Below are 23,114 nucleotides of genomic sequence, written 5' to 3'. Positions count from 1 at the left end.
AGATGTTTATGTGGTTACTTTTTCCAGAATCCACCAAAAGTCCAATCATATCAAAGATTTATATGCTTCCTCGATATTGTCACCTTCTATAAGCACTAATCACATTTGTGAATCATAGAAATCATTCAAAAGGCATCAATAAAAAGGAAATCTACTCAATATAAAGAAATAGATAATAGACAATAAAATAAAGTAGGAGGCAAATATGAAAATAAGGATAAGAACTACAAGAAAAGAGGATGCTTTACAGCTAATCGAGCACACCAAAATCGTTCTAAATGAGTCTACATACTTGCTTACTTCACCAGAGGAATTTACAACCACTGTTGAGGAAGAGGAAAAATGGATTGAGGATCATTTTAATCCGGGGAATTTAATCATAGTTGCCGAAATTGCCGGAAAAATTGTTGGAAATTTAAACTTTAAAACCTCTAAAAGAAAGCGACTGTCTCACTTAGGGTATTTTGGGATAAGTATTCAAGAAGCTTACTGTAATCAGGGAATTGGAAGCAAACTAATGGAATATCTTCTCGAGTGGGCACAGAAAGAGCCTAATCTCGAAAAAGTATGTCTAGAAGTATTCTCCCATAATAAAAGGGCAATCCACCTATATAAAAAGTTTGGTTTCCAAGAGGAAGGCCGAAAAGTCAAGTTTGTTAAATTCAGCGATACACATTATGAAGATGAAATCATTATGTATAAATTTGTAAAATAAGTATCGTTCTATGATACGATAATAGAAAAGGCAATTGGAGGAGAAAACATGGAACTAACAGTATATCTAGCTGGACAAATTCATGACAATTGGCGGGAGGAGATTAAAGACAAGGCAAAATCAAAAAATCTTCCGTTAACATTTGTTGGTCCGCAAACTAACCATGATAAGTCCGATAATATTGGAGAACAAATTTTAGGTGAACAACCTGGTAATTCTTATAAAGATGATGCGGCATCAGACATCAATAATTTCAGAACACAGGTATTAATGCAAAAGTCTGATGTTGTGATCGCATTATTCGGTGAGAAATACAAGCAATGGAATACGGCAATGGATGCGAGTGCAGCGATTACGATGAATAAGCCTACGATTATTGTAAGACCAACCTCACTTATTCATCCGCTAAAGGAATTATCAAATAAAGCAAATGTAACTGTTGAAACGGTTGACCAAGCATTAGAAGTGCTAAACTATATTTTTGAATAGAAAAATGCAGCGGGGATCATCGACCGCTGCATTCTTTTTTAGCGATAATTAATAAATTGTACATCAATCGGTAAATCTGCTTCACGAATGGCATTGATAATTTGTTGTAGTTCATCTCTGCTTTTACCTGTCACACGAACTTGGTCATCCTGAACCTGGCTCTTAACCTTAAGACCGCTATTTTTAATAATCGTATTAATTTTCTTCGCATTTTCCTTATCAATGCCTTGGATGAGTTTCGCACGTTGACGAACCGTACCACCAGAAGCATTTTCAATTTTCCCGTAATCAATATTACGTGTTGCAACTCCACGCTTAATCATTTTACTAATGAGAACATCCTTTAATTGCTCAAGCTTGTACTCATCATCAGATATTAAAACAAGTTCTTCCTTATCAAGTGTAACGTCACTTTTACTACCTTTGAAATCATATCGGTTTTGAATTTCTTTTTTAGCAATGCTAATTGCATTTGTTACTTCAGGCAAATCCACCTTTGAGACAATATCGAATGAGCTTTCTTTTGCCATTGTCAACCTCCAAAAAAAGTATATTTGCCTTAAATTATAGACAATGTTAGCAATTTGGACAACTTTTTCCAAAACTATACTAGTAAATTGTGGTCCTAAACGTCTATACTATGTAATGATAAAGAAAGAAATAAGAAAGAGGGCTTTAATAAATGAATGTTTTAGAACCAGGTACGGTTGTCACATTACGTGTAGATAGAGATGCCCCGTTTGGCTACTTTTTAACAAACGGCGAAGAAGATGTTTTGCTACATACAAATGAAATTATAGATGGTTTTGACCCTGATGAAGACGTAACTGTTTTTCTTTTTCAAGACCACCAAGGGAGACTAGCTGCTTCTATGAAGATACCGACTGTTCAGGTCGGTTCCTATGATTGGGCAGAAGTAGTCGAAATCAAACATGAGCTAGGGGCTTTTGTAGATATTGGGATAAATAAAGATATTCTTGTCTCAAAGGACGATTTGCATGAAGTTTGGGACCTCTGGCCCGAGCCAGGTGACAAATTGTATGTAACTCTACGAACAGACAAAAACCGCAGACTCTTTGGAAAACTTGCAACTGAAGATGTCATCCGTTCAATCTCAAAACCAGCAACAAGAAAAGATTTTAATAAAAATATAACAGGAACCATTTATCGACTATTAATGGTCGGCTCCTTTATGATTTCCGAAGAAGGGTTTCTAGGCTTTATTCACGAGAGTCAACGAACAAGAGAGCCAAGGGTTGGAGAAAAGGTTCAAGGTCGGATTATTGACGTGAAGGAAGATGGTTCCGTAAATGTATCCCTCCTTGGTCGAGGCCATGAAATTATGGGGGACGACGCTTCTAAAATTTACCAGTATATAGAAAATCGTGGAGGAGCAATGCCTTATTGGGATAAAAGCTCTCCAGACGATATTTCAGCTAGATTTGATATGAGTAAAGCAGCCTTTAAACGGGCACTTGGTAAGTTGATGAAAGAAGGAAAAGTATACCAAGAGGACGGCTGGACCTATTTCAAAAAAGAGTAATAAAACGAAACGCATCGGTCTAATCAACCGATGCGTTTCGTTTTATAAATGATCTGTTTTCTTTGAATATTGATGTTTCCCTGCCTGACGATTTTTTTCTCTCATCATATTTTTTTCCTGGCGTAATGCATTATTATCCTGCGCTTTTTTATCATTATCACTTGTTCTTGGCATACTTGAACACTCCCTTCAATCCATTCGAATTTAGGATATCCAGTCGTTTTTCAAACTATGTAAACTTAGCTGTTCGGCAGTTCGTTTAAAAAGAAAATCGCAATCGTTCCTGGCCCCGCATGTGAACCAATTGCTGCGCCAATCACATTAGTATAAAATGATTTGCACCCTAATTTTTCTTCAAATAACTTCTTTAATTCATTTGCTTCATTTTCCACATCGCCGTGGCTAATACCAATTGTTTGTTTTGATAAATCTGTTCCACGCTCTTCCATAAGCTCAACAATTCGTTTAAACACTTTCTTTTTTCCACGAATTTTTTCAAGAGGGATTAGCTTTCCATCTTCTACATTTAAAAGGGGCTTAATGTTTAATAGTCCTCCGACAAAAGCAGAAGCTTTACTAATTCGTCCCCCGCGAGCCAAATATTCAAGATCATCTACGGTAAAAAGATGTTCCATATGAGTGCTATAAAAGTTTGCAAGATTTACGACATCTTCTTTTGAAGCACCTTTTGCAGCTGATTCAGCAGCTGCTTTCACAACAAGACCTTGTCCAAGTGATGCACATTTTGTGTCAATAATCGTTAAATCAAGGTCTGGGTATTCTTCTTTTACTTCTTCACTCATCATGACTGCTGTTTGGTAGGTTCCTGATAATTGAGATGAAAAGGCAATGTACACAGCTGATTGCTTTTCTTTTGCTATCTCAGTAAAAACCTCTTTAAAACGGTGTGGGGGAACTTGAGATGTTTTTGGCGCACTCCCGCTTCGCATCGCTTCAAATACTTTTTTAGGCTCAATCGTCGCAATATCCTCATAATCTTGCCCATCTAGATGAACTCCTAAGGAGAATAAGGTTACATTGTTTTCTTCAAAAAATTGAAGTGGTAGGTCACTACCGCTATCAGTAAGAATTCTAACGGTCAAAAGTCTCACCTTCTTTTTTCATGGTCAGGTTTGTAAATCAAATGCGCCTTGGCGTATTTGCGCCCGATTTTTTTCGAGCAAGCTCGAAAAGTTTCCTTTGAAAAATCGTGGCATCCGCCGGAGGCTTTAGTTTTATTCAGCAGGGCCTTGATGAATAAAACTAACAAACATGCCTACTGTAAGTGTAGCGAGTATTGGATAAAATTACAACAAATGTGGGAAAATTTTGTATGAACACTAATTTGAAGAATGTTGTTCCAGGAGGACTATTGAATGGCTTATAGAGAAGTGAAAAAAGTAGTAATTGTGGCGCTTGGTGCATTGTTAAATGCGGCTGCCTTAAATCTATTTTTAATTCCAGCAGATGTTTATTCATCAGGATTTACAGGTGTTTCACAGCTTTTATTTAGAATTCTAGGTGATTACACGCCTTTACATATTTCAACAGGTGTAATTTTACTATTATTAAACATACCTGTTGCGATTTTAGGGTGGAAAAAGGTAGGGAAAGCCTTTACGCTTTATAGCTTTGTATCTGTTGCTTTAACCTCTTTATTTTTAACGTTAATACCTCTTGAACGAATTTCGGATGATATTTTACTGAATGCTGTATTTGGTGCCGTTATTCAAGCAATTGGAATCGGCTTAACGTTGAAGTGGGGTGCCTCAACAGGTGGACTGGATATTATCGCACTCGTATTATCAAGGTCAAAGGATAAACCAATTGGAACCTATATTTTTACATTAAATGGACTTATTATTCTTACGGCAGGTTTTTTATTTGGATGGGAAAAAGCCTTATATACACTTGTTGCTCTATATGTTTTGACAAAGGTAATTGATTCGGTCCATACAAGTCATGTAAAGGTTTCAGCGATGATTGTGACAAAGAAATCAGACGAGTTGAAAAAGGCGATTCACTCTAGGTTAGTAAGAGGAATAACGGTGATTCCAGCAAAAGGAGCGTTTTCGAGCGAACCAAAGGATATGCTGATGATTGTTTTAACAAGATATGAATTATATGACTTGGAGCGAATTATAAAGGAAGTTGATCCACATGCCTTTACAAATATTGTCCAAACAGTTGGCGTTTATGGATTATTTCGTAAAGAGTAGTAACTTTTTTTAAGGAACCTTCGACAAATTAGATAAAGGGGTGACAAACATGAGAAAATGGCTTCTAGTAGCATTAGTATTTGTAATGAGTTTATTTATCTTGTCAGGATGTGGCACTACTACAACTGAAGATGCTCTTCCAGTGAATACAGGAGGCGGTGAGAAAGTAGAATCAGAAACACCACCAGAACAAGAGAGCGAAGAACCTGGAGGTGATGTGAACGTGGTTGAAAAACTTCAAACAAACCTATCCATTCAAACTGGAGAAAACGAAGCAACCTTTACTATTTCACTAAAAAACACGAGCGACAATTCGGTAAAAGTGACGATTCCAGGTGGTCAAAAATATGAAATTGTTGTGACAGATACAGATGGAAAGGAAGTTTACCGCTATTCTATCGATAAAATGTTTATCCAATCTATTGAAGAGATGGAGCTAAAACCAGGTGAGGAAAAAGTTTGGGAAGAACCATGGGATTATACAACTAACGATGGAAAAAGGCTTGCTCCTGGAGAATATAAAGCAAATATTTTCCTTACAGCATCAGAAGTAAATGGACTAAAAATCGAAACCAATGCGTTACAGGCGGCAGAAAGTTTTACAATTCCTCAGGAAGAAAATACTGCATTTCGCAATGTTCAAGTACTTGGTGAAAATGGAGAATATACAGTGACTGGGGAAGTCCGAGTATTTGAAGCAACATTCTTTTATGCAGTGGAGGATGGACATGACTATGTGATTCCTGAAACTGTTCAAATGGCATCTGAAGGTGCACCAGCATGGGCACCATTTGAAATCAAAACTTCGATTCCAAAGGATAAACTCCCTACAAATGGAGCGTTAATTCTTCACTTATATGAAAGAAGTGCAAAGGATGGTTCAATCATCAACCTATATCACGCAAAACTTCAACAGTTCCAATAATGGGGAAGGGTCAGACAGTAACGTCTGACCCCATTTTTTTGAATTAGCCCTTATTGGAGTTGGTCTAATTCAGTTTGTAATTCGCGGAGTTGTTCTTTTTCGGCTGTTGTAGAGTTAGCATAAGCAGAAGAAAGTGCATTTTTTGCTACCGAAATCGCATCCTGTAAGGATGTATCACTTTGACCCGCGCTTGCTAATTTCGCAACCTCAACCGTTTCACGAGCCTTCTGGAATAAAGGGTTTCCCATTTTATATTCCTCCAAGTGATGGATTTTCGACATTCTGCTTTTTCTGTGCTTCTGCTTCAGCTAGAGTTGAACGGTAAGGAAAGCGCTGAGCATGTTGTTGAACTGCATCTGCACCTTGTTGAACAAATCGTTTTGATTTATTACTACCCATCCGTAAATTCCCCCTTTAACAGCTTTAAAAGAAGTGCATTCTATAGCACCAGTCTTATTGTTTGAAGTTTGGGAGAGGAATATAAAAGGTAATTATTTCTGACTATTTTATGATAGGGAACAATTAATCGAAGTTAGGGCACAAAAACAAAGAACTAAGTAACAATTAACAAAAGTTAGGTCACAATTACTCAAAAAATGTGAATAATTCAAGTACAACCCTCAAAAAAAGAACCGGATTGCAGTCCGGTTCATCATTCATTATTATTTAATTTTAGTACATCCTCTAAATAAAGGGCGATACCGTCCTCTTCATTTGTCATGGTCACATGGTTTGCAATATTTTTTAACTCATCAATCCCATTGCCCATCGCAATCCCATGTCCAGCATATTCAATCATTTCTAAATCATTATCTTCATCACCAAAGGCAATAATTCTGTCTTTTGGGATTTGAAAATAATCGGCAACCTTTTGTATGCCAACCGCTTTATTTAATCCTGATTTAACAATTTCAATGACATGCCAAGGTGCAGCCCATTTTCGGTGATCGACTACTTCAGCATGCATTTCAGAAAGATATTTTCGAATTGAATCAGCAATTTCTTCATCGGGATGAATCAGAAGTGAAGTTGGGTTATGTTTTAAAATTTTTCGTAAATCACCTGTTTCAATATTCGGTTTCCCCATGCCGAAAATATCTAACATCGTTTCATCGTGATAATGAAAATACACGTCATCAATCACTTCTGCTAAAATATTTTTTACACGGAAGTTGTCGGCAACCTCAACAATTTCTTTTGCTGTTTTTAAATCAAGTGTGTCGTGATAGACACCCCAACTTTGATCAAGAGGGTGATGGACAAAAGCTCCATTGAAATTAACAATTGGCGTTGTAAGACCGAGCTCTTGATAGTACATTGAGCTAGAACGGTAAGGTCTTCCTGTTGCAATCATGACCTTATGGCCGGCCCTTTTTGCCTTTTCGATTGTCTTTTTTGTTCTTTTTGATATGGTTTTATCGTCTTTAAGTAAAGTACCATCTAAATCAAGTGCAATTAAATGTTGTTTAGTCATATCAATCTCCTCTGCTCTCTTTCTTTTACTTAAACAGATAATAAAAAAATCGTCAATTGAAAAGCCAAACTTTTTAAGTAATCTACCAATTAATGTTACACTAGAGATTATCTAAAGTTTTTCAAAGGAGCACAAAAAAGAATGGTTATTGTTGAAAAAAAGAAATTTGTAGACATCCCGGCATTACATATTGTAAAAGATCAGTTAAAAGATGAAAAAGCTCCCTTAATCTTATTCGTTCACGGATTTGGTAGTGCGAAAGAGCATAATTTACACTACGCATATCTTTATGCAGAGGAAGGATTTCGGGTTGTTTTACCTGAAGCGGACTTTCATGGTGAAAGAGACAAGAGTCTTGAAGAGCTTGAAATGAATTTTAAATTTTGGGATATTGTTATCAATGAAATAAAAGAACTTCAAAGTATCAAGGATGAACTAGTCGGAAATGGATTAGTAGATGAGTCAAGAATTGGTGTAGCGGGAACTTCAATGGGAGGAATTGTGACGCTTGGGGCATTAACTCAATACCCGTGGATAAAAACTGCTGTGAGCCTAATGGGTAGTCCATATTATGAGGAATTCTGCCGTGGACAAATTGAGGAATTGCAGCAACATGACATTGAACTTCCTTTTTCAGAAGCTGAATTGGAAGAGAAATATGCAGAATTAAGGAAATATGATTTAAGCATACAACCGGAAAAATTAAACGGTAGACCATTGTTTTTCTGGCATGGTGAAAAAGATAAGATGGTACCATTTAAATACACATATGAATTTTATCAAGAAGTGAAACCACTCTATAATGGGAAAAAGGAGAATCTATCCTTTATTGCAGACACTCGTGCGGATCATAAAGTAACAAGAGAAGGTCTGCTTGCATCAGTCGAATGGTTTAAAAAGTATCTATAAAAAGAAGAACGTGTCGGAGTTTAATCGACACGTTCTTTCATATTCGCCTTATCTTATACCTAATGCTATTTTTGCGTAACGGCTCATCATATCTTTGTTCCAAGGTGGATTCCAAACGATGTTAACATCTACGTCCTTAACTTCAGGTAATTCTGTTAGAACGCGTTTCACATCCATTGCAATTGTTCCAGCAAGTGGGCAGCCCATAGATGTTAATGTCATTGAAACTTGAGCAACACCTGCATCATTCATATCCACATCATAAACAAGTCCTAAGTTGACAATATCAATCCCTAGCTCAGGGTCAACAACCTGTTCAAGTGCACCCATCATATTTTCTTTTAAAGCTTCATCCATTTGATAACTCTCCTTTCGAGAAATAGCTTATTTTAAATTATAACGAAACCAACCAAGAAAGTGAAATAAGGAGACTTACTAACCACGCAGTTGTTTCATTGCAGCTTCTGACATTCGGTCAGGCGACCAAGCAGGATGCCAAACCATTAAGACCTCGACATCATTAACCTCTTCAAGATAAGCAACCGCGTGCTTCACACCGCTTGTAATACTATCATGAAGTGGGCAACCAGGTGTTGTTAACGTCATTTCAATATACACATTATTATTCTCTTTTATATCAATTTCATATATGAGTCCTAAATCGACAACATTAATATTTAATTCAGGGTCAATCACTTGTTTTAATTGATCAAGGATTTTCTCTTTTAACTCCATCATTTTTCTCCCCTTTACTTAAATAATACCTTCATAATGCTATAGCTAAAAAACACAGTTGAAGCGACAACTAAGCTTTGGCCAATTGAAAAGATGAGCAATTGTCCAGTCGCTATAGATAAAACAACGATTAAGCAACCCGCAACAAAGCCTGCAAAAATAGGAATTGCTATTTTTGCATCAATCATTTGCTTTAATGTCGGGACATCACTTTTTCCAATAAGCTTGCTGTATCTATGTGTCCACCAAAGAAAAGGAATAATTTTATATAAATAGCCAAGAATGCTGCCAGCGATCCACAATAAAATATAAAGAAAAATGAGGACACCATAAATTTCGTAATGCCTTGGCAGGAATGAAAGAACCATTCCAAAAAAGTGAATCACTAACCCAAAACCAATCGCAATTAATGAGAATATAAATGGTTTATCAAGCTTTTTCTTTAATCTCACCTTGATGATCGTTGAAATATGATATGAAAAAAGAGCGAAACCGGCGAACAGTAAGCTCATAGCTGCCTGTAAGAATAGGATTTGCTCGGTTATGAAGCTGCAAATGGTTACAATAAGGCCAACTCCATACACAATATAGACCCATCTTGCTAGCTTCATTGAAAAGCCATGTGCTAACGAAAACATTGGGACCATTTTATAGGAAAAACCGAAAATTAAGAATGTAAACCATCCTGCAACTCCAAGTAAAATATGACTTTTCAAAACAGCAAGGTGATTTAAATTCGCTATCCCAGCTCCTAGATTGACGATCAACAGAATTCCAAGCGTGATTGTAAGTAGTAAGCAAATGAGAGCACTTCCAACAAATAGGGTTAGAATATTCTTCTTCGCTTGCTTTTTCATCGTCATAAACATTTGAACGAGAAACAGCAAAATCCCAATAACAGCAAGAGAACCTGAGAAAATTGACAAAGTAGGTGAGAAGGAAAGCGTGATTCCAAAACCACCAAAACCTATTGCTGTTACCCAAAATTGCAAAAATCCAAATTTTTCACTCCAAATCGGAGTTAAAAAGGCTACCGGCACAAGCTGGTACATGGCTCCCATCGCAACCATTAAGGCCCATCCAAGTATCAGTAAATGGGCAGACGATAGGAGGGGAAAGGTCCGAAAATTTCCATCAATCACCATGTGTCCATTGAATAACAGGATTACTTGGGATGCGACTAAGGCAATAACACTAAAAATAATAAAGGAGAGTGGTAGCCTTATATCTGTTTCATTTGATAATTGAGGCATCATTAGCAAGCAGCTCCTTATTTCGTAATCTCGATTTGAAAGCCGCCATCAGGATGTGGTTCGGTTATATGTTTGTAGCCTAGTTCATCTAGCTGTTCATACAAGAACATTGGTCGCCGATCATTGATTATAGTTAATGTGTCGCCTTTGTTTAATTTTTCGAGAGCTTTCAATGTCCTCATCATTGGGGTAGGAGGCTCAAGACCTCGATTATCTATTTTCATTTATTGGTCACTCCTTTAGTAAAGGTAACCTTCCAATGTTTTTTATCAATTTGCTCCGCTTCATTTGAAAAACCTTTTGCTTTCAAAATTGGAAATAAAGGAGTTGGTTTAAACGGTGCGTGTAAAATAAAGGTATCTCCATCCTGTAAAGGCTTAACCGCCTCCATAATCTTTTGAAAAGGCTCAATTTTATTTTTAAGATCTTCCCTGACATCTACTTCCACAACTTTTGCTTCTAATTGACTCATTTTTGATTTCCCCCTTATATAACGGTTATAACCTAATGATAATCATTTTCAATGAGAAACGATGTGATGTGAATCACAAATCCTAAAAAATAAGTAAGATCAAAGACTAGAACGCCACTTCCTGTGGGCCTAGAAAATCTCATCATGGAGCTTCATATGATCCAGTAGGTAATAACCATCAGGAGTAAGATCTACAATTTGTTTCTTTTTTAATACGGAAATCGTGCGGCTTACCGACTCACGTGTTGTACCAATCATGTTGGCAAGCTCACGATTTGTGAATTGAGTTGTTAGCTTAAAGCGATTGCCAAGTTTTTCTCCATTGCTTCTACATAAACGAAGTAAAAGCATAATAATTTGTTCTTGCGTATTTAAAAGAATTTGTTCCTCCAGTCGCTTTTGAAGGTCGATGATTTTTTCACCTAAAACCTTAAAAATTTTGATGCAAAGCTCAGGGTTTTTCAGTAAAATCTCTTCAAATCGATCAATGGGAGTGAAAATAATATTCGAATCCTCGATTACTTAGGCATGTGCAGGATAGCCCCCTTTTCTAAAAAATCCAGCATGCGGAAACATTTCACCAGCCTCGAGTACAGAAACAATCTGTTCCTTCCCGTGCATATCAGATTTATATATTTTTACTTTTCCAGATTGAATGAAAAAAACACGATCAAGTGGATCGTCTTGCATAAAGATATACATTTTTTGTTTATATAATCGTGACTGTGAAATTTCAACAATGGGATCGAGTTCTTCTTGGGTTAATTCCCGAAACAAGGGAACTCCTTTCAATTGTTCACGAATGGTTGGTAACCCCATCTTTCTCACTCCTTATTTAAATTAACAATATCTGTTGTTTTTCCATCTTAAGTGTAGCAATCCACTTTTTTTTAACTGTGATTTACATCATAGACAGTGAGAAACAAAATTAATGTTCAAAAAATAGACACAAAAAAAGCTAGGAGATTTTCTCCTAGTATCAAATGCGCCTTGGCGTATTTGCGCCCGATTCGAGTTTGCTCGAAAAGCCAGGGGTTGAATAAAGTTAGTCAGCTTGCTTTTCTTCAGCACAATCAAAGCAAAGTATGCCTTTTTTATCATCTAAAACAACACCATTAATAAAACCATCTAAACAATAAATTTCTTTTTCACATTCCTTACATGTACCTACTAATTCTTTCATCTTTTCACCCCGTTTTTTCTTTTAACTCCACAATCATGAGGAATGACAAGATGCTTACGTGGGCTCATAAATTTTATTCTAATTATCGCATGTTTTTCTAGATATATGATAAAAAACATACGTACACAGTGATAAGTTTCACTACAATTATTTAAAAGACTCGATACAATGGAGCCATAAAATAAAAGGAGGAATGTTAATATGGTATTTGCAGCAAAGGTAAATGCACCAGATTACGCACCGAGGGATAAACACCCAACAATTTTTAGAACGTTTGATAGTTTACAACCAGGTGAAATCATGGAGCTAACAAATGACCATGATCCACGACCTCTTCAATACCAATTCATGATGGAACGCGGTGAAGAATTCACTTGGGAATACCTTGAACAAGGTCCAGACCTTTGGCGCGTTGCAATTGGAAAAAAATAAATCATACACAGATTCGGATTTCTTAAGGTGTGGGCAAAGTCAAATTACGGCTTTGCCTGCACCTTTTTTATGGATGCATAAGTTTCGTTTGGAAGACAGTTCCAATCGTGCTACTATGAAGAAAAAGCAAAAGGAAGTTGGAAGTTTCATAATGAATAAATCAAAAATCGTAGGTATACTTTTGGCTGGCGGAGAATCAAAAAGATTTGGAAGCCCAAAAGCGTTTGCCAAACTTCATGATAAATTCTTTTATCAATATGCAATCGACGCATTGGAAGGAAATGTAGACAAGCTTCTACTCGTAAGCCATCCCGCATTAAAAGAGAAATTTCGTAACCAAACATCATTGGAAATTATTCAGGATTTACCTGAATTTAAAGGGAATGGACCACTTGCAGGCATGCTTACTGTGATGAAAAAAGAAGTGTCAGATTGGTATATAGTCCTACCTTGTGACACGCCTTTCGTAACAAATGAGCTTGTTACGCAGCTGATTACATTTACAAATGACCAAAGGATTGACGCTGTCGTTCCAGTTATCAATGATAGACAACAGCCCTTAATCGCTGTTTACCATTCAAGAGTTGCTAAGAAAATAGAACAGTTGCTTAAGGAGCAACACTTTAAAATGAGCCAATTGTTAGACTCTTGTCACGTCAAATTCGTAACAAATCAAGACCTTCAGCTACAAGGCTTGGAATTTGAAAACATTAATAACAAATCCGAATATGAAAAAATACAACAAAAGCCAATTTGAGGCCACATGATGTGGCGTTCTTAGTCTTTGTTCCTTATATCAATCATTGGCTTTTGTTGAAAAATCCACTCTATACACTCATAATTTTCTGAAAAGTACGATAAAATAAGAATACTAGAAATAATGAAAAGGAGGGATCGTGTTTGAGAGTAGGCCTGATTTTAGGTTTATTAACCTCTGGAATTCTATTAATCATTGGTTTGTCTACTCGACAATTTGAAACATATTCAGTTATTTCTGGGACAATTGGGATTATTTGTTTCTTGCTTGCAGGGATTGTATCTGATTCCTTTATAAGTGGAGATCGGGCAAGAGCGAATTACTACACGGAAACGAACCAAGACCGCAAAAAAAGAATCCGATATTCCTATTTATTTTTCCTCCTGGGGGCTCCCAACCTACTGGTAGCTGTAGTGTTAACCCTCAATTACATTTAAACTACTTCAAAAAATATTTCTTCCATTCACTTTTCATATAGTTTTAATGTCTAGCGCAAGCAGCCTAGCCTCTTTCTGGTCTAGCCAATCCGTCAAGAATGATAAAAGACATCCTTCTCGCAGGCTTTTATTTTGCTTTGTCGGACTTGCACAGGACAAGGAAAGCTTCGAAAGCATAAACATCGCACGAAGAAAATGCATTGCCTTTTCAGGGATGTGCTGACGTCTATGTTTGTCACAGGACGTGGCAGTTGTTAGTAGAAGTTCATCTTCAAGGCTCCTGCACTGTTCCTAATTTGTGAACAATTTCAAACACCTCCATAATCTGTGATGTACCTCACATAGTTCACTTATTTATAGTGTTAAAATGTGGACATTATCAAAGGAGGTTTGCCTCATGTTTGAAAGAGACTATAACAAAGACCCATTTATTGTAATTTGGGAGCTTACAAGAGCTTGCCAATTAAAATGTTTACATTGCCGTGCAGAAGCACAATATACGAGAGACCCTCGAGAACTTTCGTTTGAAGAGGGGAAAAAGCTAATCGATCAAATATATGAGATGAATAATCCGATGCTCGTGTTTACTGGAGGGGACCCATTAATGCGTCCCGACGTGTATGATATAGCTGATTATGCCATAAAAAAAGGTGTGCGTGTTTCAATGACACCAAGTGCAACACCAAATGTTACAAAGGAAGCGATTCAAAAGGCTAAAGAAGTTGGCTTGGCTAGATGGGCTTTTAGTTTAGATGGGCCAACCGCAGAAATTCATGACCATTTCCGGGGAACAAAAGGTTCATTTGATTTGACGATGAGGGCCATCAAATATTTACATGAGCTTGAAATTCCCGTACAAATCAACACGGTTATTTCAAGATATAATATTCATGCCTTAGATGAAATGGCAAAATTGGTTGAGGACCTTGATTGTGTATTATGGAGCGTCTTTTTCCTTGTACCTACAGGACGCGGTAAGGAAACAGACATGATTTCTCCAGTTGAACATGAAAAGGTTTTCCGTTGGTTATACGATTTAAGTAAACGTGTTAAATTTGATATTAAAACTACAGCAGCACAGCATTATCGTCGTGTTGTCATCCAATCAAAACTACGCGAAACAAAGGATACTGAAAAACAAATTCGCTACGAAGATGCACTTATGAAGGGAAAGACGGGTCAAATTGATGGACTAGGCAGGGCACCTCAAGGTGTAAATGATGGTAATGGGTTTATCTTTATTTCTCATATTGGTGATGTGTATCCAAGTGGGTTGCTACCTGTTAAAGCAGGGAATGTTCGTGAGACTCCATTAGCAGAAATTTACCGTGAATCCCCAATCTTTAAAGATTTGCGTAATCCCGACAAATATAAAGGGAAATGTGGAGTGTGTGAATTCCGACATGTATGTGGTGGATCACGTTCTCGTGCATTTGCGATGACAGGAGATTACATGGAGAGTGAACCATTCTGTGTATATATCCCAGAAGCCCTTCGTAAAAAAGAAAAAACTCTACAATAACTAGAAAAGTGCAAGGCGCCCGCTTATCGGTGACAAGCGCAAGACAAGCGCTGACAGAAGGCGCTTCTTGCCTTCAGAAGCGATTGGCTTGTGACCTCGAGCCGATGGCGCCTGGAGCTAGACAATTGAAAGACCCATGGGCGCGCCATGGGTCTTTGTTATGTGTGTTCTTCACTCAATACTACAATACTTTGCTGGGCATTCCTCACATTGTATTTCCTTTTTAATATATGCTAAGTCGTGAATCGTAATATAGCCTCTTGTTACGGAAATTACTTTTAATGCACGTAATTCATGCAGCATCCGGTTTACACTTTCTCTTGTAGTTGCACAAAAATTAGCAAGCTCCTGATTTGTTAAGTGTAAATCTATTAAGATTCCATTATCGGTTTGAACACCAAAACTATTGGTCATTCGAACTAAGGTTGAATACAAAGCCCCTTTTTTACCCAATAAAACAAGATCTCTAAATTTCGTTTGTGTTTTTCGGAAATGGTCACTCATCCATTTCATAAATTCAAATGCAAGATTTGTGTTTTCAAAAAGTTTTCGCTCTAATTCGTCCTTTTGAATCACAGCAATTTTGCTATCTTCTAAAATTAGACAATCAAATAAATACTTCGGCTGATCGGTGAATAACGTCAACTCTCCAACGATTTCCATTTGGCTGCAAACCCGAAGTGACAATTCACTGCCATCGGACGTTCCTTTGCTAACCCTTACACGCCCAGATAGAATGAGATAGAGCTCCGATGCCTTCATACCTTCCCGAAATAAATAGGTTCCTTTCTTCATTTGGATGACGTGATTAGCTGATTTCAAAAGCTCTGTTAATTCATTTGAAATTAATGATTTTTGTAATGTTAATTGACTCATAGGTACCACCTTCCTAAGCAGGAATGCTATACTTGGTTAAGAGGAAGTTCAAAAAGTGCGGTGAATATGACACATCGAATTTCTGCGTTGGCTTGCTTCTCCGTTCCTCACGTATTAACTGCATACGCTCCGGTACTCAAAGCTGCACCGCCTTGAAATTCTCGGTCCTCTTCATCCTCCTTTTTGAACACTTACTATTAAGAAAATCATATAATGTTAGTTATACTCGAGGTGTATAATAAATCACACTTCTTGTAAAAATACTTCGTGAGACTTTGTAAAATAAGGATTTTCCAATTATGAACAATTTATAACAATTGAGGTCTAAATTATGGAACAGCTATTTTGGTCACCTATTAAACTATCAATAACCATTGCTATTACTGCGGGCTGTATTGTTTTGTTGCTTGGTTTAGTCACGGGTAAATGGATGGCACATAGGCAATTTAAAGGAAAACTTATTCTTGAGACATTATTAATGCTTCCACTTGTCCTCCCCCCATCGGTGGTAGGCTTTTTATTAATTGTGATATTTGGAAGAAATAGTTTTGTTGGCACATTTATTGAGAAATTAACTGGCCAACCCATTATGTTCACTTGGTGGGCTGCGGTGATTGCTTCAACCGTTGTGGCATTTCCACTTATGTATCAATCTGTAAAAACAGGCTTTCAATCCGTGAATCCAGATATTGAGGATGCTGCTAGGACAGATGGGGCGGATGAATTTCGGATCTTTCTTTTCGTTTCCATTCCATTATCAATCAAAGCAATCGTGACGGGGTTTATCTTAAGTTTTACCCGAGCGCTTGGTGAATTTGGTGCAACCCTTATGTTTGCCGGAAATATACCTGGCAAAACACAAACATTGCCAACCGCAATTTATGTCGCTATCGACAGTGGGCATATGGAACTAGCCTGGCTGTGGGTGCTTACAACTATCTTCATTTCCTTCCTAATGCTCGCGTCAACCTACTTAATTAAATAAAAAACAAAAAAGACGCATTCTTGACAAGTATGTGTCTTTTTCCGTTTTGCACCAAAAATGTGACAAACTTAACAGATTTATGTTTAGGCGATATGTGACAATCGTGCTGAATAGAGAATTAGGAGGGGGTCCTTTTGTACCAAACCGCAGCTTGGTATCTTTCCATTATTTTAATGACCTTAATTACAGTTATTTTTATTACCGTCGTATTAAAAACGAATAAACGAACAGATTATGAACCAATCCAGAAAAAATGGTACCGCTTTAGAACCATTTACTTCATTGTTCTGCTCGTTGTATTTGGAACAGCAACGTATTTTACACTTCAAGATCTTCCATTTGAAAGACCAGTATATGGACAAGAAGAAAATCCAATCATTGTTGATGTAGAAGCTGTTCAATTTGGCTGGAATATGAGCCAAACTGAATTCAAAGTTGGGGAACCAATCGAATTCGATATCACAAGTTCAGATGTTAACCATGGCTTTGGTATTTATGACAAAGATATGAATTTATTAGCACAAACTCAGGCAATGCCAGATTATACAAACACTGTTTACTATACATTCTCAGAGCCTGGCACATATCAAATTTTATGTATGGAATACTGTGGACTTGCTCACCATCTCATGATTGGTGAAATTATCGTAACAAATTAAGGAGGGGTTAAAAATGTCTACTAATATTTCAGTTGGAGGGACAAAAACCTTCCGAAACAAAACAATTACTATGTATCTATTAACAGGTAGTCTCATCATTTTATCAATGATGGTATTTGGGGTCTTGATGCTTGTGGCTCAAGGAAAAATGATTGAGGTAGACCCTGGATTCTTTTATGAGATTATGACTGTCCATGGTACTGGCATGATTGGTGCCGCTGCGTTAGCTGCAGCTGCCGTCATGTGGTATTTCTTAAGCAAATATGTTCAATTAAGCAAAACGATTCTGATCACCAATTTCATCACCTTCATCATTGGGGTTGTAATGGTGTTGGTGGGTATCTTTGTATTTGACTTTGCGGGAGCTTGGACTTTTCTTTATCCGCTGCCAACTATCTCAGCTGGTGGATGGGCTGTAGCAGGAGCAGCGCTTTATTTAAGCGGTATGCTTATACTCGGAGTCGGATTTTTATTGCTAAATTTAGATGTTGCTAGAGCGATTATTAAACAATATGGAAGCTTAGGCGGAGGGTTAGGCTGGTCAATTGTATTTGGAAAGGAAAAAGGCTATGGTCCTCCAGCAGCTGTCGTCGCTAGTACAATGGTTTCGATTGTGAATACTACCGCATTAATTGCGGGAGCAACTGTATTAATGATGAACCTGATAAATCTGTTTATTCCAACCATTGCTATAGATCCAATGCTAGCAAAAAATCTAACATATGCGTTTGGTCATATCTTTGCAAACTCTATTATTTACATGGGTGTTATTGCGGTTTATGAGATTTTAGCAGCCTATACAAATCGTCCATGGAAAGCAAATCGCCCATTTTTAATTGCATGGAACTTTTCAACATTATTTACGATTACGATCTATACTCACCACTTATTAATGGACTTTGCATTACCAAAGTGGATGATCATTGTAGGTCAAGTCCTTTCATATGCAAATGGACTACCTGTACTAGTTATCACGGCTTATGGAGCACTTATGATTGTATATCGTTCAGGTATTAAGTGGGACATTGCTTCGTCCTTTATGTTTCTATCTATGTTTGGGTGGGTCATTGGGGTCGTACCAGCGATTATTGATGCAACAATCGTCGTTAACCATGTGATGCATAATACCAAATGGGTTCCAGGACATTTCCATATGTACATGGGATTAGGTGCGACTGCGATGTTATTTGGATTTATGTATTACCTGATTAAAGTGAATGGAAAAGAGAAAGAATCAGCACTTGATCCGATTAGTTTTTGGGTGTACATTATGTTCTTCATCGGATTATGTGGATCGTTTCTATTCTCTGGTAAAGTTGGTGCTCCAAGAAGATGGGCAGAGCACTTCCCAGAGTGGATACCATACGACCGCATGGGAGTAATCTTTGGTATCTTTATCGTCCTTGCTGTGATGACATTTGTATATCGTTTTTGGAGCTTTTCAAGATCAATTGATTATAAGTTTCAGGAAAAAATAGGACCTAATCAACATGTGGCGTAAAATTATTGGAATTCTATTTGCACTTGTAGCGGGACTTTCATTGCTATGGATAGGTACAGATGGACTTCGGGCTTTTACGGCAGAGAAGGCGAGAATTCTAGATTTAGAAAGGGAGCAGCCAAAGCTCCCTTCAGCTACATTAATCGATTCTAATTCGAATAATTTTCATTTACAAGAACTAGAGGGAAAATATACACTTTTCACCTTCATGTATACATCCTGTGGCGATGTATGTCCAGTTTTGGAAAGAAATTTTGCTGAAATCTATGAGAATATCCCTGAGGACGTGCTTGGAAAAAAAGTCGTCCTTGTTAGTATAAGTTTTGATCCGGACCACGATACTCCTACAGTTTTAAAGTCATATTCAGATCACTTTGGAGCAGACGGGGATCGGTGGAAAATGGCAACCATTCAAGATGAGCAGGAATTACAGGATGTGTTAGATACTCTTGAAGTAATTGTTATACCAAATGAATATGGGGGATATGAGCATAATTCTGCATTTTATGTGGTCAACCCTGAAGGAAAATTAACAAATATATTTGATTACCAACAACCACAAACTGTTGTGGAATATCTAGATTCTTTTCTATTTTAGATTAGAGGTGAAAATATGTACCGTTACCGTTATTTATTGATTGGACTACTTTTACTTCTAGTTGTTTCAGTCCCGTATGTTAGGTTAATGTTAGAAGCAAGTATGGTTGCTACCATGCTTGTTCAAATTCCTATATTAGTGTGCAGTGGTTATTTTCTGGCTAAAGGGTTTCCAAAGAAATGGCGAACCTTTTTCCTGTATTTCAATGAAAATGGGATCGCGGGGATATTAATCACATTATTTATTTTAACGTACTGGAGTTTACCACGAGCGATCGATGCTGCATTAAATGAACCCTTCATGGAAATTGTAAAGTATACAAGTTTACCATTCCTTGCGGGAGTATTACTATATTATAGCTGGGAACTGCTTGGGCCAATTAGTAAAGCTTTTATTTGGGCAAATGTAATTTCGATGCTCTTTGTCATGAGTTGGCTTTATTTGGCATCACCAGCACGACTTTGTAATAACTACCTTGTTTCAGAACAGCAAGAGCTAGGAAAAGCCATGTTCATGATTGGATTGGTTATTTGTATTATATTCTTGGGACAGGTTTTTATTGGGAAGCCGAAACTTTCCGCAATAAAGAAAAAAGAAAACAAACGATATATAAAAATGAATATAAATTCAGGGGATCTTGATGAAAGATTGACATAAAAAAACGAGCTGACATAACATTAGCTCGTTTTTCCTATTTAGTTCCCGGCTGCTGCTCTTGGGAATAGTATGTTATTTTCTAAATGAATGTGCTGGAATAGGTCTGCTTCAAGTGCTTCAAGTCGTTGGTAGACTAAGCGGTATGTTCCACATGCTCCAATCGGTGGTTGGAAGTCATTTGTGATGTCACGTATTTCTTTAATAATACTTCCAGCCTCGTCATGATCGTCTTCTAATTCTGCGACATGTTTTTTCACTAATTCATGATTTTCGGGAGTTGCTTCATTTTCAAATTTCACAATGAGAGGGAATGACTCTGCTTCCTCTTTGATTGTATGCTGTTCAAGCTCAACCTTTAATTGATTAAATAGTGAATGCACTCTTGCAAGATGTGGATGATTTCCTCCATGTACTCTTAGAACCTTAGTTACATAAGGACTAAGCTGAGGAAGCTCCTCATTTAAATAACGGTGATGTTTATTCACGATATGGTCAATTAATTCAGAATAGCTTGCGGCTTTCCAATCCACTGTTTTTTCATTTAATGCTTTCATATCTTGATAAAGTGTATTTAATTTTGATAAAACCTCTTCCTTGGAAAGTTTTCTTTCCTCGATTGCATCTATAAGTGGACGGTTACCACCGCAACAAAAATCAATACGAAGTTTTTTAAAAAGGTCTCCTGCCTTTGGAAACTCGGTTACAATCTCCCCGATAATATGTTGTTCTGTAAAAGTTTGTTCCATGATTCTACCTCCTATTGGTAAGCTACTTATAGCATAGCTATTAAAATGAAAGGATGTGGTGATACGTATCACACAAATGTAGAAAATCGTCATAAAGTCAAATGTGAGTGATGTAAATCATAGCAAGAAAGTAGTGGTTTTTGATTAAATAGACTACAATAGGAAAAAAGTAGATAAAAAGTGAGTGAAACAATATGGTTGAAAGACGGACACCTATACCAGTTCCGGAAGCGGTAACTCGAGTAATGGAATTCGCAGTTTCAGGGACACAGGAAATAGTACCAATTGAAGATAGTTATGGACGATTTTTAGCAAGTGATGTAATCGCTGATCATGATGTCCCACATTTTGATCGGTCCCCGTATGATGGTTTTGCTGTTCGTGCAATCGATACAACAAATGCGGGACAAGACCATCCAGTTGAATTCGAAGTCATTGAAGAAATTGGAGCTGGGTCTGTAGCATCGAAAAAGGTGGCAGCTTTTCAAGCAGTTCGAATCATGACAGGTGCGCAGATGCCAGCAGAATGTGATGCAGTTGTGATGCTAGAATTGACAGCAGAATATGAACGTGATGGTAAGAAGTACATGTCGTTAAAGCGACCGTTTAAGTCTGGCGATAATGTATCGTTTCAAGGTGAGGATACAAAAAAAGGCTCAGTCTTAGTAGAAAAAGGCACCTTTATTAATCCAGGTGTAAAAGCACTATTAGCCACATTTGGCTATCATCAGGTTGAAGTGGCAAAGAAGCCTATCATTGGGATTTATGCAACAGGGACAGAATTGCTTGATGTCCATGAAAACCTCGTACCTGGAAAAATTCGAAATAGCAATGCATATATGATAAGTGCACAAATCGAAAGAGCTGGTGCAGAGCCAAAGTATTACGGAAAACTCACAGATGATTTTGATGTTTGCTTCAACGCTATCAAAAATGCAATCAATGAGGTTGATATCTTAATTACGACTGGCGGGGTATCTGTAGGGGATTATGATTACCTACCTGCCATTTATGAAAAGTTAGGAGCAGAAGTCTTATTTAATAAAATAGCGATGAGACCGGGAAGTGTCACAACAGTTGCGCAGTTTAATGGGAAATTATTGTTTGGGTTATCTGGTAATCCATCAGCATGTTATGTTGGCTTTGAATTATTAGTTAGACCGGTAGTACGGACAAGATTATTTTCTGATTCTCCACATCTATTAAAAATGAAAGCTGAACTCAATGCTGACTTTCCAAAACCAAATCCTTTTACAAGATTTGTAAGAAGTAAAATCAGCTTTTCTGACGGAAAGCTTGTAGTTTCACCAAGTGGTCTTGATAAATCAAATGTCGTATCCTCACTAGCAGGAGCAAATGCGTTCATGGTTTTACCTGGTGGAACACGTGGATTTGGGAAAGGTGATGTAGTAGATGTGTTGTATCTCGAAGACCAGGAAGGAAGTATATGGCCTTGGAAATAAGGTTTCCGCTTCTGCAAATCGTAGGGTATCAAAATAGTGGGAAAACGACTCTAGTTGAAAAAATCGTAAAAAAAGGGACAGATTTCGGCTTTCAAATCGCTACCATAAAACATCATGGACATCAAAGCAGCTTAGATCGTCTTCATCAGGAAAAAGATTCTTCCCGCCACATCAAAGCAGGGGCGTCTGCAACGATTGTAGAAGGTGGTGGGAGTCTACAGCTAGAAGCGAAGACATCTAAATGGACGCTGGAGAAGCTAATTCAGCTTTACGCTTTTTTTGAAAATGATATGATATTAATTGAAGGATATAAAATGGCGGATTATCCCAAAATCGTTTTAATCAAGAAAGAAGAGGATATCGAGCTGCTATCTTCATTAACAAACATTGTTTGCGTTATAACTTGGATTCCGATTCAAACGAAGTTTCCCCTTTATCATATTAATGAAGAAGAAAAATATTTACGTTGGATATTTAACTTTATTAAGAGCGCGTGAGCCTAGTAAAAACGATAAAATAAAGGTACAAGGATCAATCCTTGGTTTAATAAAGTTAAATGCCTCC

At 37.3% G+C, this 23,114-nt stretch carries 31 protein-coding genes and 1 pseudogene; 17 read left to right on the top strand and 15 right to left on the bottom strand.

Annotated features, from left to right (window positions below):
• Window positions 1-205 precede the first annotated feature (205 nt).
• Window positions 206-715 (top strand): GNAT family N-acetyltransferase, encoded by a 510-nt coding sequence (locus V7112_RS13880; protein ID WP_335420730.1) that lies wholly within the window; start codon window positions 206-208, stop codon window positions 713-715.
• A 48-nt stretch (window positions 716-763) separates the two neighbouring features.
• Complete coding sequence (locus V7112_RS13875; protein WP_335420728.1) at window positions 764-1,204, top strand: YtoQ family protein; 441 nt, start codon at window positions 764-766, stop codon at window positions 1,202-1,204.
• A 38-nt stretch (window positions 1,205-1,242) separates the two neighbouring features.
• Here the strand turns inward: V7112_RS13875 and V7112_RS13870 are convergent, their stop codons facing one another.
• A complete protein-coding gene (locus V7112_RS13870) occupies window positions 1,243-1,734 on the bottom strand; it encodes a YajQ family cyclic di-GMP-binding protein (RefSeq protein ID WP_335420727.1) in 492 nt (163 codons plus the stop codon).
• A gap of 152 nt (window positions 1,735-1,886) precedes the next feature.
• Between V7112_RS13870 and V7112_RS13865 the strand changes: the two genes are divergently transcribed.
• The gene (locus V7112_RS13865; protein ID WP_335420725.1) at window positions 1,887-2,747 is read left to right on the top strand and encodes a CvfB family protein; all 861 of its coding nucleotides are present in this window, start codon (window positions 1,887-1,889) and stop codon (window positions 2,745-2,747) included.
• Between the two features lie 42 nt (window positions 2,748-2,789).
• On the opposite strand, the gene V7112_RS13860 is transcribed toward V7112_RS13865, so the two are convergent.
• Window positions 2,790-2,921, bottom strand: a complete 132-nt coding sequence (locus V7112_RS13860) for a DUF3941 domain-containing protein (RefSeq protein ID WP_335420722.1) — start codon at window positions 2,919-2,921, stop codon at window positions 2,790-2,792.
• Window positions 2,922-2,986: 65 nt separating this feature from the next.
• Window positions 2,987-3,850: a DegV family protein gene (locus V7112_RS13855; RefSeq protein ID WP_335420720.1), complete on the bottom strand. Its 864-nt coding sequence runs from the start codon at window positions 3,848-3,850 to the stop codon at window positions 2,987-2,989.
• A 273-nt stretch (window positions 3,851-4,123) separates the two neighbouring features.
• On the opposite strand from V7112_RS13855, the gene V7112_RS13850 reads away from it, so the two are divergent.
• Both V7112_RS13850 and V7112_RS13845 read left to right on the top strand, forming a co-directional pair.
• Window positions 4,124-4,966, top strand: coding sequence for a YitT family protein (locus V7112_RS13850; RefSeq protein WP_335420718.1), 843 nt, complete (start codon window positions 4,124-4,126; stop codon window positions 4,964-4,966).
• Between the two features lie 49 nt (window positions 4,967-5,015).
• On the top strand, window positions 5,016-5,891 hold the full coding sequence (locus tag V7112_RS13845) for a BsuPI-related putative proteinase inhibitor (protein WP_335420716.1): 876 nt from the start codon (window positions 5,016-5,018) through the stop codon (window positions 5,889-5,891).
• Between the two features lie 50 nt (window positions 5,892-5,941).
• On the opposite strand, the gene V7112_RS13840 is transcribed toward V7112_RS13845, so the two are convergent.
• From V7112_RS13840 to V7112_RS13830, 3 genes are all read right to left on the bottom strand, one after another.
• Window positions 5,942-6,139, bottom strand: a complete 198-nt coding sequence (locus tag V7112_RS13840; RefSeq protein WP_335420714.1) for a DUF3813 domain-containing protein — start codon at window positions 6,137-6,139, stop codon at window positions 5,942-5,944.
• Between the two features lies 1 nt (window position 6,140).
• On the bottom strand, window positions 6,141-6,290 hold the full coding sequence (locus V7112_RS13835) for a competence protein (protein WP_335420712.1): 150 nt from the start codon (window positions 6,288-6,290) through the stop codon (window positions 6,141-6,143).
• Window positions 6,291-6,543: 253 nt separating this feature from the next.
• Complete coding sequence (locus V7112_RS13830; RefSeq protein WP_335420709.1) at window positions 6,544-7,365, bottom strand: Cof-type HAD-IIB family hydrolase; 822 nt, start codon at window positions 7,363-7,365, stop codon at window positions 6,544-6,546.
• 141 nt (window positions 7,366-7,506) lie between these two features.
• On the opposite strand from V7112_RS13830, the gene yjfP reads away from it, so the two are divergent.
• A complete protein-coding gene (gene yjfP / locus V7112_RS13825) occupies window positions 7,507-8,274 on the top strand; it encodes an esterase (RefSeq protein ID WP_335420707.1) in 768 nt (255 codons plus the stop codon).
• 48 nt (window positions 8,275-8,322) lie between these two features.
• Here the strand turns inward: yjfP and V7112_RS13820 are convergent, their stop codons facing one another.
• The 7 genes and pseudogenes from V7112_RS13820 to V7112_RS13790 all read right to left on the bottom strand — a co-directional run bounded on the left by V7112_RS13820 (window position 8,323) and on the right by V7112_RS13790 (window position 11,917).
• Entirely contained in the window at window positions 8,323-8,631 is a 309-nt protein-coding gene (locus V7112_RS13820) for a metal-sulfur cluster assembly factor (RefSeq protein WP_335420704.1), read from the bottom strand.
• Between the two features lie 78 nt (window positions 8,632-8,709).
• On the bottom strand, window positions 8,710-9,009 hold the full coding sequence (locus V7112_RS13815) for a metal-sulfur cluster assembly factor (protein WP_335420702.1): 300 nt from the start codon (window positions 9,007-9,009) through the stop codon (window positions 8,710-8,712).
• A 14-nt stretch (window positions 9,010-9,023) separates the two neighbouring features.
• The gene (locus V7112_RS13810; protein ID WP_335420699.1) at window positions 9,024-10,265 is read right to left on the bottom strand and encodes a hypothetical protein; all 1,242 of its coding nucleotides are present in this window, start codon (window positions 10,263-10,265) and stop codon (window positions 9,024-9,026) included.
• 14 nt (window positions 10,266-10,279) lie between these two features.
• Entirely contained in the window at window positions 10,280-10,486 is a 207-nt protein-coding gene (locus V7112_RS13805) for a DUF2249 domain-containing protein (protein WP_335420696.1), read from the bottom strand.
• Window positions 10,483-10,734 carry a DUF2249 domain-containing protein gene (locus tag V7112_RS13800; protein WP_335420693.1) on the bottom strand — a complete coding sequence of 84 codons (252 nt, stop codon included), beginning with the start codon at window positions 10,732-10,734 and terminating at the stop codon, window positions 10,483-10,485. The genes V7112_RS13805 and V7112_RS13800 overlap by 4 nt, the downstream gene beginning before the upstream one ends.
• A gap of 129 nt (window positions 10,735-10,863) precedes the next feature.
• Window positions 10,864-11,553: pseudogene (locus V7112_RS13795) on the bottom strand (Crp/Fnr family transcriptional regulator).
• 226 nt (window positions 11,554-11,779) lie between these two features.
• Window positions 11,780-11,917, bottom strand: a complete 138-nt coding sequence (locus tag V7112_RS13790; protein ID WP_335420689.1) for a hypothetical protein — start codon at window positions 11,915-11,917, stop codon at window positions 11,780-11,782.
• A 201-nt stretch (window positions 11,918-12,118) separates the two neighbouring features.
• Between V7112_RS13790 and V7112_RS13785 the strand changes: the two genes are divergently transcribed.
• The 4 genes from V7112_RS13785 (at window position 12,119) to V7112_RS13770 (ending at window position 15,065) form a co-directional block, all read left to right on the top strand.
• Complete coding sequence (locus V7112_RS13785; RefSeq protein ID WP_335420686.1) at window positions 12,119-12,349, top strand: DUF2249 domain-containing protein; 231 nt, start codon at window positions 12,119-12,121, stop codon at window positions 12,347-12,349.
• Window positions 12,350-12,500: 151 nt separating this feature from the next.
• Window positions 12,501-13,106: a molybdenum cofactor guanylyltransferase gene (locus tag V7112_RS13780; protein ID WP_335420683.1), complete on the top strand. Its 606-nt coding sequence runs from the start codon at window positions 12,501-12,503 to the stop codon at window positions 13,104-13,106.
• 143 nt (window positions 13,107-13,249) lie between these two features.
• Window positions 13,250-13,543, top strand: coding sequence for a DUF5316 domain-containing protein (locus V7112_RS13775; RefSeq protein ID WP_335420680.1), 294 nt, complete (start codon window positions 13,250-13,252; stop codon window positions 13,541-13,543).
• 397 nt (window positions 13,544-13,940) lie between these two features.
• The gene (locus V7112_RS13770) at window positions 13,941-15,065 is read left to right on the top strand and encodes a TIGR04053 family radical SAM/SPASM domain-containing protein (RefSeq protein ID WP_335420678.1); all 1,125 of its coding nucleotides are present in this window, start codon (window positions 13,941-13,943) and stop codon (window positions 15,063-15,065) included.
• Window positions 15,066-15,236: 171 nt separating this feature from the next.
• On the opposite strand, the gene V7112_RS13765 is transcribed toward V7112_RS13770, so the two are convergent.
• Entirely contained in the window at window positions 15,237-15,941 is a 705-nt protein-coding gene (locus V7112_RS13765) for a Crp/Fnr family transcriptional regulator (protein WP_335420675.1), read from the bottom strand.
• Between the two features lie 331 nt (window positions 15,942-16,272).
• Here V7112_RS13765 and modB point away from each other — a divergent pair, with 331 nt between their 5' ends.
• From modB to V7112_RS13740, 5 genes are all read left to right on the top strand, one after another.
• Window positions 16,273-16,926 (top strand): molybdate ABC transporter permease subunit, encoded by a 654-nt coding sequence (gene modB, locus V7112_RS13760; protein ID WP_335420671.1) that lies wholly within the window; start codon window positions 16,273-16,275, stop codon window positions 16,924-16,926.
• A gap of 134 nt (window positions 16,927-17,060) precedes the next feature.
• Window positions 17,061-17,585 carry a cytochrome C oxidase subunit II gene (locus tag V7112_RS13755; RefSeq protein WP_335420668.1) on the top strand — a complete coding sequence of 175 codons (525 nt, stop codon included), beginning with the start codon at window positions 17,061-17,063 and terminating at the stop codon, window positions 17,583-17,585.
• Window positions 17,586-17,598: 13 nt separating this feature from the next.
• Entirely contained in the window at window positions 17,599-19,086 is a 1,488-nt protein-coding gene (locus V7112_RS13750; protein ID WP_335420665.1) for a cbb3-type cytochrome c oxidase subunit I, read from the top strand.
• Window positions 19,076-19,684, top strand: coding sequence for an SCO family protein (locus V7112_RS13745; RefSeq protein WP_335420662.1), 609 nt, complete (start codon window positions 19,076-19,078; stop codon window positions 19,682-19,684). The genes V7112_RS13750 and V7112_RS13745 overlap by 11 nt, the downstream gene beginning before the upstream one ends.
• Window positions 19,685-19,699: 15 nt before the next feature.
• The gene (locus tag V7112_RS13740) at window positions 19,700-20,341 is read left to right on the top strand and encodes a hypothetical protein (RefSeq protein ID WP_335420659.1); all 642 of its coding nucleotides are present in this window, start codon (window positions 19,700-19,702) and stop codon (window positions 20,339-20,341) included.
• Window positions 20,342-20,379: 38 nt separating this feature from the next.
• On the opposite strand, the gene ric is transcribed toward V7112_RS13740, so the two are convergent.
• Entirely contained in the window at window positions 20,380-21,087 is a 708-nt protein-coding gene (gene ric / locus V7112_RS13735) for an iron-sulfur cluster repair di-iron protein (RefSeq protein WP_335420655.1), read from the bottom strand.
• A 194-nt stretch (window positions 21,088-21,281) separates the two neighbouring features.
• On the opposite strand from ric, the gene V7112_RS13730 reads away from it, so the two are divergent.
• Together V7112_RS13730 and mobB are read left to right on the top strand one after the other, a co-directional pair.
• Window positions 21,282-22,550, top strand: coding sequence for a molybdopterin molybdotransferase MoeA (locus V7112_RS13730; protein ID WP_335420653.1), 1,269 nt, complete (start codon window positions 21,282-21,284; stop codon window positions 22,548-22,550).
• Entirely contained in the window at window positions 22,535-23,047 is a 513-nt protein-coding gene (gene mobB, locus V7112_RS13725) for a molybdopterin-guanine dinucleotide biosynthesis protein B (RefSeq protein ID WP_335420649.1), read from the top strand. Before V7112_RS13730 ends, mobB begins: the two co-directional genes overlap by 16 nt.
• Window positions 23,048-23,114: the final 67 nt, after the last annotated feature.

Origin of the sequence: Bacillus sp. JJ1566, from assembly GCF_036962685.1 — a bacterium.
GTDB lineage: Bacteria > Bacillota > Bacilli > Bacillales > Bacillaceae_L > Ferdinandcohnia.
This window is presented reverse-complemented; position numbering and strand designations above follow the sequence as displayed.